We start from the raw sequence: 14,478 nt of genomic DNA, 5'->3' as shown, positions 1-14,478 counted from the left end.
TCCTGGGGACCGTTGCGTCGGGCGGCCGTCGCGTCAGCCGGTCTTGCTGACCGATTCGGCGGCGGCGGTGCCGGGAGTCACGCCCCGCAGCGGCCGGAACAGCAGCAGCGGGCCGGAGCCGCCGCCGCGCTTGTGCAGTCGGCGGGCGGCGTAGTCGCCCGCGAACTGGATGATCGAGATGACCACGGCGAGGATCGCCACGGTGATCCACATCAGCTCGGTCTCGAAGCGCTGGTAGCCGTAGCGCAGCGCGAGGTCGCCTAGGCCGCCGCCGCCGACCGTGCCCGCCATCGCGGAGTAGCCGATGAGGGCGACGATCGTGGTGGTGGCGCCCGAGATCAGCGAGGGCAGCGACTCGGGGACGAGGACCTTGCGCACGACGGTCCAGGTGGAGCCGCCCATCGACTGCACGGCCTCGACGAGCCCGCCGTCGACCTCACGGATGGAGGTCTCGACCAGGCGCGCGAAGAACGGGATGGCGCCGACGGCCAGCGGCACGAGAGCGGCCTCGCGGCCGATCGTGGTGCCGGTGATCCAGCGCGTGAAGCCCATCAGGGCGACCATCAGGATGATGAAGGGCATCGAGCGGGCGATGTTCACGATCTGCCCGATGACCTTGTTGAGGAAGGCGTTCTGCAGCAGTCCGCCGCGCTCGGTGAGGACGAGCAGGACACCGAGCGGCAGTCCGGCGACGACGGCTATCAGCGTCGACCAGCCCACCATGTAGAGGGTGTCCCAACAGGCCTGCTCCAGCAGGGGCTGCATCTCCGACCAGGTCACTTGGCACCTTCCTTGACCAGCAGCGTCGCGTCCTTCGGGGTGGGCGTCGCGTCGTCGCCCGCGATGTCGACCTGGAGGCCCTGCTCGCGCAGGAAGCCGATGGGGACGACGTTCTCCTCGAAGCGGCCCGGCAGCTCGATGCGCATGCGGCCGACCTGCTTGCCCGCGACGGTGTCCATCGCGGCGCCGAGGATCGAGATGTCGATGTTGTACGTGCGCGACAGCTGGGAGATGACCGGCTGCGTCGCGGCCTCTCCGTGGAAGGTCACGTCGACGACGGTGCGGTCGGCGCCGGTGGCGTCGCCGCTGACCGGGAAGAGCGCGGCGGCGAGCTCGGAGCCGGGGGTGGCGAGCAGCTCGCTGACGGTGCCGGACTCGATGATCTGCCCGCGCTCCATGAGGGCGGCGGAGTCGCAGACGCTCTTGACGACGTCCATCTCGTGCGTGATGAGCAGGACGGTCAGGCCGAGCTGCTGGTTGAGGTCGCGCAGGAGCTGGAGGATGGAGCGGGTGGTCTCGGGGTCGAGGGCGCTGGTCGCCTCGTCGGAGAGGAGCACCTTCGGGTCGCCGGCCAGGGCGCGGGCGATGCCGACGCGCTGCTTCTGGCCGCCGGAGAGCTGGGCCGGGTAGGACTTGGCCTTGTCGGCGAGGCCGACCAGGTCGAGGAGTTCGAGGGCCTTGCGGGAGCGCTCGGCGCCGCTGAGTCCGAGGATCTCCAGGGGCAGCTCGACGTTGTCCTGCACGGTGCGCGAGGACAGCAGGTTGAAGTGCTGGAAGACCATGCCGATGCGGCTGCGGGCCTTGCGCAGTTCCTTGCCGGCGCGGGGGCCGCGGCCCGCCAGGGCGGTGAGGTCCTGGCCCGCGACGGTCACGGTGCCGGAGGTGGGGCGCTCCAGGAGGTTGACGCAGCGGATCAGGGAGGACTTGCCGGCGCCGGACTGGCCGATGACGCCGTACACCTCGCCCTCGCGGACGTGCAGGTCGACTCCGTCGAGGGCGGTTACTTCACGACCGCGTGAGCGGTAGACCTTGGTGAGGCCGGAAGTGGTGATCACAGGATTTCCGTCACTGTCGAGTGCGCGGCGCGGGGTGGCCGGGCACGGGGCATTCGTTCGGAACGCGGCACGGTTCTCGCGGTGGTGGTGCGGTGGAACCGGAGGACGTGTGCGCGGGGCAGGCTCGCTTCCTACGTCGACTTGTCGACTCGATCGAGACCGGGTCAAACGGGTCCGTCGGTCAGGAGCGCGGCACAGCGGCTTCGCTTCGGGGCGCGAGGCTCTTCAGTGGTGCGGGGGCCCTCAGAAGGCGCACATTCGACACATACAACGAGCACCGGGCGTCGTGATCGCCTCGGTCGCAGGGGTGCGGCTGCTCGTCGTGGTCATGGGCCCAAGTAAAACACGCGTGTGGTCGCTGTCCACCACCGCTGTCCGGTATACGGACAGCGGTGGGACGGCCGCGGACGCCGGGGACGGAGGGCTCAGTCGGCGACGACGATCTCCACGCCGCCCTCCGTGGCCTGCGCGGACACGGCGGAGAGGTCCTTGACGACGACGTCGGCGAGGCCGGCGGGGAGCTCGGACGCCTGGTGGGTTGTGGTCAACGCCACGGTCTTCATGCCGGCCGCCCGGCCCGCCTGGAGTCCCGCGGGGGCGTCCTCGAAGACGACGCAGCGGGCGGGGTCGACGCCGAGCTTGTCGGCGGCGAGGAGGAAGGGCTCCGGGTCGGGCTTGCCGCGCGTGATGTCGTCGGCGGCGATGACGAGGCCGGGACGCAGGCCCACCTCGGCGAGCCGGGCCTCGCCCAGGGCGCGGGTCGCGGAGGTGACCACGGCCCAGCGCTCGGTGGGCAGGGACTCCAGGAGCTCGCGGGTGCCGGGCAGCAGGACGACTCCGCCCGCGACGTCGGAGACCTCGAGCTCCTCGATGCGGGCGACGGCCTCGGCGATCTTCTCCGGCGGCAGCAGGTCGGCGGCGATCTCGGCGGCGGGCCGCCCGTGCAGCTCGACCGCGGCGAACTCCTCCGCGGTGATCCCGTACTCCTGCGCCCACCGCGACCAGCAGCGGTACACCGACTCCATGGAGGAGATGAGGGTGCCGTCGTTGTCGAACAGGAGCGCGTCAGCATGGATCTTCATAATCATCGAGCGTACGTGGCGCCTCCCTGGGGCGTGCAACGGGCCGAGGGCCGCGCGCACCGGGCCGAAGGCCCCGTAATAAAGTCACGGACATGCTTGTTGCCCTGACGATCGCGACCTCCGTGGCCGCGCTCGCCCTCGCCGCGTGGTGCGGTTTCGCCGCCTACCGCGACCAGCCGACCAAGGACTGGCACTTCATCGGGATGGGCGTCGTGACCCTCCTGGCCGCCGTCCAGCTGATCGCCGGCATCGTGCAGCTCGCACGCGGCGAGCACGCGGAGCAGGGCACGACGATCTTCGTGGCGTATCTGATCGGCGCGTTCGCCTGTGTGCCCGCCGCCGGCTTCATGTCCCTCGCCGAGCGGACCCGCTGGGGCTCCGTGACGGTCGCCGCGGGCGGAGTGGTCCTCGCCGTGCTCGAAGTGCGGCTCTACGACATCTGGGGAGGCTGAGGTGACGGTGACCAGAGAGAGCGAGCCTCCCGAGACCCCCGAGACCCGCCAGAAGCTCATCACGGGCCCGGGCATCCTGCTGGTGTGGCTGTACGGCGTGATGGTGGTCGGCGCCGTGTCCCGCTCGGCCGTGCAGATCTCCACGGACTTCGACAAGGCCCCGCTCGCGTACTCGCTGTCCGCGGTCGCGGGCCTCGTCTACGGCTTCATCACGTACTCGCTGGTGCGCGGCGGCTCCACGGCCCGCACGGCGGCGCTGGTGTGCTGCGCCGCCGAGCTCGTGGGCGTCCTGGCCGTGGGCACCTGGACGCTGGTGGAACCGTCCGCCTTCCCGGACGCCACGGTGTGGTCGGACTTCGGGATGGGCTACCTCTTCATCCCGGTGATCCTGCCGGTGACGGCGATCTTCTGGCTGAACAAGGCGCGGAAGGCTTCGGCGGCACGCTAGGCGCTGGCCACGTACGTTCCCGCGGCCGCCTCCTTCGCGAACGTCAGCACCGTGAGGCGGTCGTCCACACGGCGGCTGCTCACGGCCGCGTACCCGTGCTTCCTGTAGAGCTGCAGGTTCTGCTCGCTGCGGTGCCCCGAAGAGAGCTCGAAGCACTTGGCCGTGCCCTCGGCTCCGAGCCGCTGCTCGATCGCGTCGAGGAGGCGGCCGCCCAGGCCGTGGCGCTGCATTCTGGGGTGGACGATGAGCTTGCCGATCCGTGCCGTGCCGTTGGCGCCGACCGTGCCGCGCACGGAGGCCACCACCTCGGTGCCGAGCCGGGCGACGAGGACGGTGCCCGAGTCCAGTTCGCCCCTGAGGGACTCCAGGGACTGCGTCAGGGGTTCGATCGAGTAGTCGCCGTAGATCTCGGCCTCGCTCTGGTAGCAGAGGTACTGCAGTTTGAGGATCTGCTCGGCGGCGTCCTGGTCGTCCGCCGCCGCCACCGAGATGGTCACGCTCATGCCCATGTGTGCATGCCTCCCGCTCACCTGCTCCACCGGTTGTCTAACGCTCCATTCCCCACGGTGCAGGAGCCGCAACCTCCGCCGCCAGCATTCTGCGCAGGCATCCCAGGCAACGGGAACGTTCGGGCCCCAGACTCCCCTGTGACATTCCCAACTCCCCTGCGATTTCGCGGTAGGTGAGGTCTTTGGGGGACAGCAGTGCGGCCATGAGGCCGGGGCAGCGTCCGGGGAGCCTGCGCACGGCGGCGTGCAGGGTGCGGTTCCGGTCGGCGGACAGGGCGCGCTCCTCAGGGCCGCGCTCGGTGTCGTCGGCGGGTTCGGTGGCGTACGCCGCCTCCTCGCGGCTGGTGCGCCTGGTCAGGCGCGCCTCGGCCTGGACGGCGCCGCGCAGCCACAGCGCGGGGTCGGCGGGCGGCCCGTCGGACTCCAGGCGCTCCAGGAGGCGGAGCCAGACGGCCTGTTCGAGGTCGCCGGGGTCCGTGCCGGAGCCGAGCGCCTCCGCGGACGCCTCGGCGGCGAGCAGCGGGCGCAGGGTGGGGATGAGCGCGGGGAGGAGGTCGTACGTCATGCACGGCGGGACGCGGCCGCTCCGGTGCGAGGTTTCCGGAGCGGCCGTGTCTCACCCCAACCGGGTCCGGGACCTCACTTGTTGACGAAGTCCGCGGCCGCGAGCAGGGCGGTGTCGCAGTTGTCGGAGAAGATCCCGTCGATGCCCGTCTCGAAGTACGCCTTGAAGGCGCCGAAGGCGTCGCCGTAGGCGTTCGGGTCGGTGCCCTTCCTGAAGTTCGTGGGCAGGAAGGTGTTCTCGTTGCGCATCGTGTACGGGTGCAGGATCAGGTCTGCCGCGTGCGCGTCCTTGACCAGCTTGGTCGGCGTGCCGAGGCTGCCGTCGGCCTTGCGCGGGATGACCAGGTCGAGGGTCGGGCCGATGCCCTGCGCGAAGCCGGCCATCCACCGCAGGCCCTTGGGCGTGATCAGGTCTGCGACGGTGCGCGGGTCGCCCGCCTCGACGAAGTCCCAGGGGCGGGAGCCCGCGGTGGACAGGAGCACGACGCGCGGCGCGGAGACCAGCTTGGCCAGGCGCTGGATGCTGCTGGGCTCGAAGGACTGGAGGAAGTTCGGCGAGTTCTTCTTGTGGCGGCCGTAGCGGCGCAGGAGCTTGGCGAGGGGCTCCTCCAGGCCGAGGCCCAGCTTGCGGAAGTAGGTGGGGTGCTTGGTCTCGATGTGCAGCCAGACCGGCCTGCCGCGCTTGCGGCCCTCCTTCTCGGCCCACCGGAAGACCTCTTCGAGGGTGGGCACGTCCCAGCGGCCGTCGTAGAGGGTGTTGCGCTGGCGGGTGCCGGGGATGCGCTCCTTGGCCCGCAGCGTCTTCAGCTCGGCGAGCGTGAAGTCCTCGGTGAACCAGCCGGTGAGCGAGGTGCCGTCCACGGACTTGGTGGTCTTGCGGGACGCGAACTCGGGGTGCGCCGAGACGTCCGTCGTCGCGGTGATGTCGTTCTCGTGACGGCAGACGAGGTGGCCGTCCTTGGTGGGCACCACATCCTGCTCGATGACGTGCGCGCCCATGTCGAGGGCGAGCTGGTACGAGCCGAGGGTGTGTTCCGGCCGATAGCCGCTGGTGCCGCGGTGCGCGACGACTGTCGGTACGGGCAGGGACGGGTATCCGCCATGTCCGCCGTGCCCGCCGTGTCCCCCGCCGTGCCGTTCGTCGGCTCTCGCCACGCCGGGCAGGCCGACCGCGGCGGCTCCCGCACCGGCGATCGCCGCTCCCAGTAGCGCTCGGCGCCCCGGGCTCGTCCCCGGCTGCTGCTGACCCGAATCCTGCGTCGCCATTGGCGCTCCTCCCGATGTCCCGCTGCCTTGCACCTGACAAAGCGGGACCGATCGTAGGTGGCCGGGAGTGACGTGTGGGAGACCCTGGGAGGAACGGCGGGATGACGCGGCGTGGCGAGTGGGCGCACGATCGGAGTGGCGGCCCGTGTCCGGGGGCCGCCACGCAGAGCGAAGTACGTGCGTGACAAGGACCACTACTTCGGGCCACGCCCGTCCCGTGGGGATACGGTCGTCACACAGGCGACAACCCCGGGCAACACGGCACAGAATCAGGTCAACACTGTGTATCGGGTCCATGAACCCGATGTGCAAAGGGCGGTGGCCCGCGAGTACCGTACTCACCTGCACTTACTCGTCGTCGACCCGTTGACACCGGAGGGCCTGTTGTCCCGTCTAGCGCTCATCAAGGCAGTGCTCGGACCGTTCTTGCGCCTGATGTTCCGCCCACGGGTAGAAGGCGCCGAGAACATCCCGGGGACCGGGCCCGTCATTCTGGCCGGAAACCACCTGACGTTCATCGACTCGATGATCCTGCCGCTGGTGACCAACCGTCCGGTGTTCTTCATCGGCAAGGACGAGTACGTCACCGGCAAGGGCTTCAAGGGTCGCCTCATGGCATGGTTCTTCACGGGCGTCGGCATGATTCCCGTAGACCGTGACGGTGGTCGTGGTGGGGTCGCGGCGCTGATGACCGGGCGGCGCATCCTCGACGACGGCAAGGTCTTCGGCATCTACCCCGAGGGCACGCGTTCGCCCGACGGGCGGCTGTACCGAGGTCGTACGGGCATCGCCCGACTCACGCTCATGACGGGTGCGCCCGTCGTCCCCTTCGCGATGATCGGCACGGACAAGCTCCAGCCGGGCGGCAAGGGTGTTCCCCGGCCGGGGAAGGTGACGGTCCGCTTCGGTGAGGCGATGGAGTTCTCGCGGTACGACGGGATGGACCGGGACCGGTATGTGCTGCGGGCGGTGACGGACTCCGTGATGACGGAGGTCATGTTGCTCTCCGGGCAGGAGTACGTGGACATGTACGCCACGAAGGCGAAGGCGGCGTAGCCCTGCGGGGCTTGAGCGGATTACTGGTGCGCCCGCACCGGTGCGGAGGTCATTCCCTCCTGCACCGGGGCGGGCGTTCCCCGTTCCGGACCCGGCGCGCGGGTGCCCGTTCGCGCAGTTCCCCGCGCCCCTGAATCCCCACGCCCGGCCCGCCTTCGACTGCGCCCCACACGGGGGCACTCGCCGCGACCCATTTCGCCTGCGGACCACAGGGGCCTGAGCGCGCAGTTCCCCGCGCCCCTCAAAAGCTCCCGCCCCGGCCCGTCCTCGCCTGCGCCCCGCCCTGAGGCACCTCCGGCGAACCATTTCGCCCGCGGGCCGCAGGGGGCTGAGCGCGCAGTTCCCCGCGCCCCTGAAAAGCTCCCGGCGCCGCGACGTGGGCGGTCGGCCGGGGTGGGTTCAGGGGCGCGAGGAACTGCGCGAGCAACCACGACCGACCCGCAGACGCACACCCAGCGCAAGCACAACGAACCCAGGGGCGCGGGGAACTGCGCGAGCGGCCACGGCGGGGCCGCGGACAGAGAACCGGCGCGAGCGCAACGGGCCCAGGGGCGCGGGGAACTGCGCGAGCGGCCGCGGCGGGGCCGCAGACGGACAAGCCTGCGTGAGCAACTACCGCGGGGCCGCACCCGGAAGTTCCGCGGGCCTCAGTGCTCCACGCCGTCCTCCAGCCGCTGGCCCTTGAGGAGGAACCACGCTGCCGCCGCCGTGGCGAGGAGGACCGCCGCGCCCACGCCCGCCGCCAGGCGGAGGCCGTCGACGAAGGCCGACTGGGCGGAGTGGAGGAGGACGTCCGCCTCGGCGGAGGGAAGCGACGCCGAGGATTCCACCGCGCCGCCCAACGACTCGTGCGCCGCCGACGCCACGTCCCCCGGCGTGCCCGGCGGTGCCGTGAAGTCGCGGTAGACGCCGGTGACGATGGAGCCGAGCAGCGCGATGCCGAGCGCCGCGCCCAGCTCGTACGCCGTCTCCGAGACCGCGGACGCCGCGCCCGCCTGCTCCTTGGGCACACTCGACAGGATCACGTCGGCCGTCACCGTGAACGAGAAGCCCGCGCCGATGCCGACCACCAGGAGAGCCGCTCCCAGGAGCGGATACCCCGTGCTCTGGTCGAGTGCCGTGAGCACGGCGAGGGAGAGGCCTACCGCCGCCAGGCCGCCGGCGACCACGATGCGTACGGAGAAGCGGCGCGCCACCATGCCCGCGATCAGGCCCGCGCCCACCGCGCCCGCCGCCGCGGGCAGTTCGGCCAGGCCCGCCTCGAACGGCCGCCTCCCCTGCACGAGCTGGAGGAACTGGGAGAGGAAGAAGACCAGGCCGGAGAGGCCGAGGACGGTGAGGAGGTCGGCGAGGACCGCGCCGGAGAACCCGCGGTTGCGGAAGAGGCGCATGTCCAGGAGCGGAGCGGGAAGCGTGAGTTGGCGGCGTACGAACCAGACCAGCGCGGCGACGCCCACGACCGCCGCCGCGGCCACGTCCCAGCGCAGCCCGTGCGCGGCCGCCTCCTTGATGGCGTACACGACGGCGATCATGCCGATGAGGGAGAGCACGACGCTGACCAGGTCCCACGGGCCCGGGGCCGGGTTCTTGGACTCGGGCAGGAACTTGATGCCGACCAGGACGAGCACGGCCATCACCGGCAGGTTGATCAGGAAGACCGAACCCCACCAGAAGTGTTCGAGCAGGAAGCCGCCGACGACGGGCCCGACCGCCGCGCCCGCGGACGCCATGGCGCCCCAGATGCCGACGGCGAGGCTGCGCTCGCGCGGGTCGTGGAAGATGTTGCGGATCAGCGCCAGCGTCGACGGCATCAGCGTCGCGCCCGCGACACCGAGCAGCGCGCGGGCCACGATCATCATCTCGGGACTGGTCGCGTAGGAGTTCAGGACCGACACCGCGCCGAAGGCGACCGCTCCGGTGAGCAGCAGCTTCTTGCGGCCGATGCGGTCGCCGAGGCTGCCCATGGAGACGAGCAGACCGGCGATGACGAACGAGTAGACGTCGCCGATCCAGAGGAGCTGGGTGCCGGAGGGCTTGAGGTCCTCGCTGATGTACGGCGTCGCCAGGCCGAGCACGGTCGCGTCGACGGCGACGAGGAGCACGGCCAGCGCGAGCACGGCGAGGGCGAGCCAGCGGCCGGGGCTGCGCTCGATCTCCGGCGCCGCGGCTTCCTTGTGGGTGCTGGTCATGAGTCCACTCTCCGCTGTGCGCCGCCGATCAGCAGCTCGGCGATCATGTACGAGAAGTCCTTGGCGGCCACCCGGCCGTCCTGGACGGCCCAGGCGCCGGAGCCGATGAGGCCGTAGAACGCCTCGGTGAGCCAGACGGGTGTCAGGTCGATACGGAACTCGCCGTTCTCCTGGCCGCGCCGGAAGAGCGCGGCGAGCCGGTCGTCGATGTGGGACCAGCCGTCGTTCTGCGCGTCGCCCTCGAAGAGCTGGTTCTCCGTGTAGAGGAAGGCGAGCAGGCCCGCGGCGGGCTCGACCTCCCGCACCAGGCGGCGCAGCGCGTCACCGGCGCCGTCCTCGTCGAGCCTGGCCCGGACGAGAGCGGCCTCGCACTCCTGGAGGCCGAGCTCCTCCAGGGCGCGCACGAGGGCGTCGCGGCCCGCGAAGTGGCGGTGGAGGGTCGCCCTGCTGATGCCCGCGGCACGGGCGACCTCGTCCATCGTGGCGGTGGCCTTGCGGGTGAGCAGGGCCGCGGCGCTGCGCAGGACCTGGTCGCGATCGACTGACATGAGACAAGCATAAGCCGTGTGAGACAGGCATGTCTCATGGGTTGACGGTCGACCGTTGCTCCGCCGTCGTCAGTTCCAGGGCAGCCGCGCGCGGCCCTCCCAGTACGCCGCCGGATCCTGTACCAGGCCCACCAGCCGCTCGACCTGCCCCGCGTCCAGGTCGACGGCCGCGGCGTGCAGGTTGGAGACCAGCTGGACCGGCGTGGCCGCGCCGGAGAGGACGACGCCCGTCCACGGTTCGGCGAGGAGGACGGCGAGCGCCACCGCGTCGCAGCCCAGACCCGTCTCCTCGGCGACCTCGCGCAGCGCGGTGGGGGCGTACGGATCGGCGAGGCGGCCGTTGGCCAGGCCTTCCTTGACGAGCACGGTGAGGCCCGCTTCGTGGGCCTCGGCGAGCGCGGGGCCGGCGGAGGTCTCCAGGATGTTGTACGTCGCCTGGACCGTGCGGAAGAGCGGCTCCCCGTCGACGGTCACCTCCAGGGCGGCGCGGATCGCGGCGGCCTGCTCGGGACCGCTGACGGAGAGGCCGACGGTGACGCCCTCCGCCGCGAGTCCGGCGAGGCGTGCGTGGAGTTCCTTGTCGGTGAGCGCCGGGCTCTCGGGCGTCACGGAGTGCACCTGGTAGAGGTCGAGCCGGTCGCCGAGGAGTTCGGCGGTCTCGGCGCGCTGCCGTTCGTACGCGGCCGGGCTGTGGTCCTTGACCTCGTGCGGACCGTCGGCGTCGGTGCGCCAGTCCGCCGTGTACGTGTAGCCCCACTTGCTGCCGATGACGACGTCGCGGACGTCCGGCCTGGACTTCAGCCAGTCGGCGAGGAAGTCCTCGGAGCGGCCGTACGAGCGGGCCGCGTCGATGTAGCGGACCCCCGACGCGTAGGCGGCGTCGAGGAGTTCGAGGGTGCGTTCGCGCAGGGCGTCGACGGTCCGGTCGATCGGCAGGTCGGTGTCTCGGCCGAGCGTGATGTAACCGGGCCTGCCGACGGCGGCGAGACCGAGCCCCAGGTGCGCGGTCGGGGTCGTGGCTGCGGCCAGCCGGTCGAAGGGCATCGCGGGCTCCTCGTCGTAGGGGATCTCCCCGTCAACGTAACCCGCGACGCCCTTTTCTCACCTGCGGGTCACCCGCGGGCGCCCACCCACTCCTTCTGGACGGACAGGTCGGCCTTGACGTCGGCGAGCTGGTCGGCGACGGCCGAGGGGGCGGTGCCGCCCCGGCCGTTGCGGGAGGCGAGCGCGCCCGGCACGTTCAGGACGGTGCGCACCTCGGGGGTGAGGTGCTCGGAGATCTTCGCGAACTGGTCGTCGGTGAGGTCGTCCAGCTCCTTGCCCTCGGCCTCGGCGACCTTCACGCACTCGCCCGCGACCTCGTGCGCGACGCGGAACGGCACGCCCTGCTTGACGAGCCACTCGGCGATGTCGGTGGCGAGCGAGAAGCCGGCCGGGGCCAGCTCCTCCATGCGCTCCCGGTGGACGGTGAGCGTCGCCATCATGCCGGTGAAGGCGGGCAGCAGGATCTCCAGCTGGTCGCAGGAGTCGAAGACCGGCTCCTTGTCCTCCTGGAGGTCGCGGTTGTACGCGAGCGGGAGGGCCTTGAGGGTCGCCATCAGACCCGTCAGGTTGCCGATGAGGCGGCCCGACTTGCCGCGCGCAAGCTCGGCGATGTCCGGGTTCTTCTTCTGCGGCATGATCGACGAGCCGGTCGAGAAGGCGTCGTGGAGGGTGACGAAGGAGAACTCCTTCGTGTTCCAGATGATGACCTCCTCGGCGATCCGGGAGAGGTTCACGCCGATCATCGCGGTGATGAAGGCGAACTCGGCGACGAAGTCGCGGGAGGCCGTCCCGTCGATGGAGTTGGCCGACGAGCCGTGCTCGAAGCCGAGGTCCCTGGCGACCGCCTCCGGGTCGAGGCCGAGCGAGGATCCCGCGAGCGCGCCGGAGCCGTACGGCGACACGGCCGTCCGGGCGTCCCACTGCCGCAGCCGCTCCGCGTCCCGGGAGAGGGACTGGACGTGCGCGAGGACGTGGTGCGCGAAGAGGACGGGCTGGGCGTGCTGGAGGTGCGTGCGGCCCGGCATCGCGACGTCGGGGTGCGCCTCGGCGAGGCCGACGAGCGCGCCCTGGAGTTCGGCGAGCAGGCCGCCGATGATCCGGGCGTGGTCGCGCAGGTACATCCGGAAGAGCGTCGCCACCTGGTCGTTGCGGGACCGTCCGGCCCGCAGCTTCCCGCCGAGGTCCGGGCCGAGCCGCTCCAGCAGACCGCGCTCCAGGGCGGTGTGGACGTCCTCGTCGGCGATGGTGCCGACGAACGAGCCGTCGGCGACGTCGGCCTCCAGGCGGTCGAGCCCGTCCAGCATGCCGGTCAGCTCGTCCTCGGTGAGCAGGCCCGCCGTGTGGAGCACGCGCGCGTGGGCGCGGGAGCCCGCGATGTCGTACGGGGCGAGGCGCCAGTCGAAGTGGACCGATGCCGACAGCTTCGCGAGGGCCTCTGCGGGTCCGTCGGCGAACCGTCCGCCCCAGAGCCGGACGTCACCGCCGTTGTTGCTGCTCACTGCACGTGCTCCTCAAGCTGTCGCTGCTGTCGCTGAAAACTGTTACGGGTTCTGCGGGTCGCGCCGTGCGGCGATCTTCGCGGAGAGACCGAAGATCTCGATGAAGCCCTGCGCCTTGGACTGGTCGAACGTGTCGCCCGAGTCGTAGGTGGCGAGGTGGAAATCGTAGAGGGACTGGCTGGATCTGCGGCCCGTCACGACGGCGCGTCCCCCGTGCAGGGTCATCCGGATGTCGCCGGTGACGTACTGGTTCGCCTCGTTGACGAAACCGTCAAGGGCCCGCTTGAGCGGGGAGAACCACAGGCCGTCGTAGACCAGCTCGCCCCAGCGCTGCTCGACCTGCCGCTTGTGGCGCGCGAGTTCACGCTCCACGGTGACGTTCTCGAGCTCCTGGTGGGCGGTGATGAGGGCGAGGGCGCCCGGAGCCTCGTACACCTCGCGGGACTTGATGCCGACGAGGCGGTCCTCGACCATGTCGATCCGGCCGACGCCCTGTGCGCCCGCGCGCTCATTGAGCCTCTGGATCGCCTGGAGGACGGTGACGGGCTCGCCGTCGACGGCGACCGGCACGCCCGCCTCGAAGGAGACGACGACCTCGTCGGGCTCGCGCGGATCGGCCGGGTTCGCGGTGTACTCGTAGATGTCCTCGATCGGCGCGTTCCAGATGTCCTCCAGGAAGCCCGTCTCGACGGCGCGTCCGAAGACGTTCTGGTCGATGGAGTAGGGGGACTTCTTGGTGGTGGCGATCGGGAGCCCCTTCTCCTCGCAAAAGGCGATCGCCTTGTCCCTGGTCATCGCGTAGTCACGGACGGGGGCGATGCACTTGAGGCCGGGGGCGAGGGCGACGATGCCTGCCTCGAACCGCACCTGGTCGTTGCCCTTGCCGGTGCAGCCGTGGGCGACGGTACCGGCGCCGTGCTTCTCGGCGGCGGCGACCAGATGCTTGACGATGGCGGGGCGCGAGAGGGCGGAGACCAGCGGATAGCGGTCCATGTAGAGGGCGTTGGCCTTGATCGCCGGGAGGCAGTACTCCTCGGCGAACTCGTTCCTGGCGTCGACGACCTCGGCCTCCACGGCTCCGCAGGCGAGCGCGCGCTTGCGGATGACGTCGAGGTCCTCGCCGCCCTGGCCGACGTCGACGGCGACGGCGATCACTTCGGCGCCCGTCTCCTCGGCGATCCAGCCGATGGCGACGGAGGTGTCCAGACCGCCCGAGTAGGCGAGTACGACGCGCTCGGTCATGGGCCCCTCCCTGCGTGGCGTTGCATGACGTTCTATGCATGAGTATGCAGTGCACCGTATGTTTCGTCAATGTGGCGGCTGGCGCGGGGTCGTTAGACAGCCAAAGGACTCTGGTCGATAATCCGCAGCCATGGGAAAGACTCACGAGCGCATAGACGGCAGGCTCCGCACGTTCATCGAGGAACAGCCGATGTTCTTCACCGCGACCGCGCCCCTCGCCGACGACGGCACGATCAACCTCTCCCCCAAGGGCCTCAAGGGCTCCTTCGCCGTCGTCGACGACCGGACCGTCGCCTATCTCGACTTCGCGGGCAGCAACGCCGAGACCATCGCCCACCTGCGGGAGAACGGCCGCATCACGCTCATGTGGTGCGCGTTCCAGGGGCCGCCGAACATCGTGCGGGTGCACGGGCGCGGCGAGCCCGTCTTCCGCGACGACCCGCGCTTCGCGGAGCTCCTCGGCCACTTCCCCGGCATCGACCCGGCACCGCACGGGCTGCGCGCGATCATCCTCGTGCACGCCGACCTCATCCGCGACACCTGCGGATACGCGGTCCCCTTCATGACGTACGACGAGGACCGCGACCTGCACGGCAAGCGGTTCGCGCGCGAGGACGACGCGTCGCTCAACGCGTACTTCACCAAGAAGGACCACATCGCGCAGAGCATCGACGGGCTCCCCGGACTCCCCCTCCCCCTGCCACCCGCCCCCGCCGCGTCCGAACCCTCCGTGTAGGGACCACA

Annotated in this window: 15 protein-coding genes; 4 read left to right on the top strand and 11 right to left on the bottom strand. The window is 70.8% G+C overall.

The annotated features are described in order from the left end of the window. Nucleotides 1-33: 33 nt before the first annotated feature. The 3 genes from DEJ48_RS32390 to DEJ48_RS32380 form a co-directional block, all read right to left on the bottom strand. Entirely contained in the window at nt 34-780 is a 747-nt protein-coding gene (locus DEJ48_RS32390; protein WP_150219714.1) for a methionine ABC transporter permease, read from the bottom strand. Further along, nucleotides 777-1,835: a methionine ABC transporter ATP-binding protein gene (locus tag DEJ48_RS32385; RefSeq protein WP_150219713.1), complete on the bottom strand. Its 1,059-nt coding sequence runs from the start codon at nt 1,833-1,835 to the stop codon at nt 777-779. Before DEJ48_RS32385 ends, DEJ48_RS32390 begins: the two co-directional genes overlap by 4 nt. Before the next feature lie 425 nt (nt 1,836-2,260). Next, nucleotides 2,261-2,917, bottom strand: a complete 657-nt coding sequence (locus DEJ48_RS32380; RefSeq protein ID WP_150219712.1) for an HAD family hydrolase — start codon at nt 2,915-2,917, stop codon at nt 2,261-2,263. Between the two features lie 92 nt (nt 2,918-3,009). On the opposite strand from DEJ48_RS32380, the gene DEJ48_RS32375 reads away from it, so the two are divergent. Continuing rightward, a complete protein-coding gene (locus DEJ48_RS32375; RefSeq protein WP_150219711.1) occupies nt 3,010-3,369 on the top strand; it encodes a hypothetical protein in 360 nt (119 codons plus the stop codon). Between the two features lies 1 nt (nt 3,370). After that, nucleotides 3,371-3,817 (top strand): hypothetical protein, encoded by a 447-nt coding sequence (locus DEJ48_RS32370; RefSeq protein WP_223832274.1) that lies wholly within the window; start codon nt 3,371-3,373, stop codon nt 3,815-3,817. On the opposite strand, the gene DEJ48_RS32365 is transcribed toward DEJ48_RS32370, so the two are convergent. The 3 genes from DEJ48_RS32365 to DEJ48_RS32355 form a co-directional block, all read right to left on the bottom strand. Continuing rightward, nucleotides 3,814-4,326: a GNAT family N-acetyltransferase gene (locus DEJ48_RS32365; RefSeq protein ID WP_150219710.1), complete on the bottom strand. Its 513-nt coding sequence runs from the start codon at nt 4,324-4,326 to the stop codon at nt 3,814-3,816. The genes DEJ48_RS32370 and DEJ48_RS32365 overlap by 4 nt on opposite strands. 37 nt (nt 4,327-4,363) lie before the next feature. Then, on the bottom strand, nt 4,364-4,891 hold the full coding sequence (locus DEJ48_RS32360) for a sigma-70 family RNA polymerase sigma factor (RefSeq protein ID WP_150219709.1): 528 nt from the start codon (nt 4,889-4,891) through the stop codon (nt 4,364-4,366). Between the two features lie 74 nt (nt 4,892-4,965). After that, complete coding sequence (locus DEJ48_RS32355; protein ID WP_150219708.1) at nt 4,966-6,156, bottom strand: glycerophosphodiester phosphodiesterase; 1,191 nt, start codon at nt 6,154-6,156, stop codon at nt 4,966-4,968. Between the two features lie 366 nt (nt 6,157-6,522). Between DEJ48_RS32355 and DEJ48_RS32350 the strand changes: the two genes are divergently transcribed. After that, nucleotides 6,523-7,212, top strand: a complete 690-nt coding sequence (locus DEJ48_RS32350; RefSeq protein WP_150221526.1) for a lysophospholipid acyltransferase family protein — start codon at nt 6,523-6,525, stop codon at nt 7,210-7,212. Nucleotides 7,213-7,859: 647 nt separating this feature from the next. On the opposite strand, the gene DEJ48_RS32345 is transcribed toward DEJ48_RS32350, so the two are convergent. The 5 genes from DEJ48_RS32345 to DEJ48_RS32325 all read right to left on the bottom strand — a co-directional run bounded on the left by DEJ48_RS32345 (nt 7,860) and on the right by DEJ48_RS32325 (nt 13,734). Continuing rightward, nucleotides 7,860-9,401 carry an MFS transporter gene (locus tag DEJ48_RS32345; protein WP_150219707.1) on the bottom strand — a complete coding sequence of 514 codons (1,542 nt, stop codon included), beginning with the start codon at nt 9,399-9,401 and terminating at the stop codon, nt 7,860-7,862. Beyond that, nucleotides 9,398-9,949: a TetR/AcrR family transcriptional regulator gene (locus tag DEJ48_RS32340; RefSeq protein WP_150219706.1), complete on the bottom strand. Its 552-nt coding sequence runs from the start codon at nt 9,947-9,949 to the stop codon at nt 9,398-9,400. Before DEJ48_RS32340 ends, DEJ48_RS32345 begins: the two co-directional genes overlap by 4 nt. Nucleotides 9,950-10,018: 69 nt before the next feature. Then, a complete protein-coding gene (locus DEJ48_RS32335) occupies nt 10,019-10,993 on the bottom strand; it encodes an aldo/keto reductase (RefSeq protein ID WP_150219705.1) in 975 nt (324 codons plus the stop codon). A gap of 68 nt (nt 10,994-11,061) precedes the next feature. Continuing rightward, nucleotides 11,062-12,492 carry an argininosuccinate lyase gene (gene argH / locus DEJ48_RS32330; RefSeq protein WP_150219704.1) on the bottom strand — a complete coding sequence of 477 codons (1,431 nt, stop codon included), beginning with the start codon at nt 12,490-12,492 and terminating at the stop codon, nt 11,062-11,064. Nucleotides 12,493-12,534: 42 nt separating this feature from the next. Further along, complete coding sequence (locus tag DEJ48_RS32325) at nt 12,535-13,734, bottom strand: argininosuccinate synthase (RefSeq protein WP_150219703.1); 1,200 nt, start codon at nt 13,732-13,734, stop codon at nt 12,535-12,537. Between the two features lie 130 nt (nt 13,735-13,864). Here DEJ48_RS32325 and DEJ48_RS32320 point away from each other — a divergent pair, with 130 nt between their 5' ends. Beyond that, nucleotides 13,865-14,470 carry a pyridoxamine 5'-phosphate oxidase family protein gene (locus tag DEJ48_RS32320; protein ID WP_150219702.1) on the top strand — a complete coding sequence of 202 codons (606 nt, stop codon included), beginning with the start codon at nt 13,865-13,867 and terminating at the stop codon, nt 14,468-14,470. Nucleotides 14,471-14,478 lie beyond the last annotated feature (8 nt).

The sequence above is a fragment of the Streptomyces venezuelae genome (assembly GCF_008642315.1).
Taxonomy (GTDB): domain Bacteria; phylum Actinomycetota; class Actinomycetes; order Streptomycetales; family Streptomycetaceae; genus Streptomyces; species Streptomyces venezuelae_D.
This window is presented reverse-complemented; position numbering and strand designations above follow the sequence as displayed.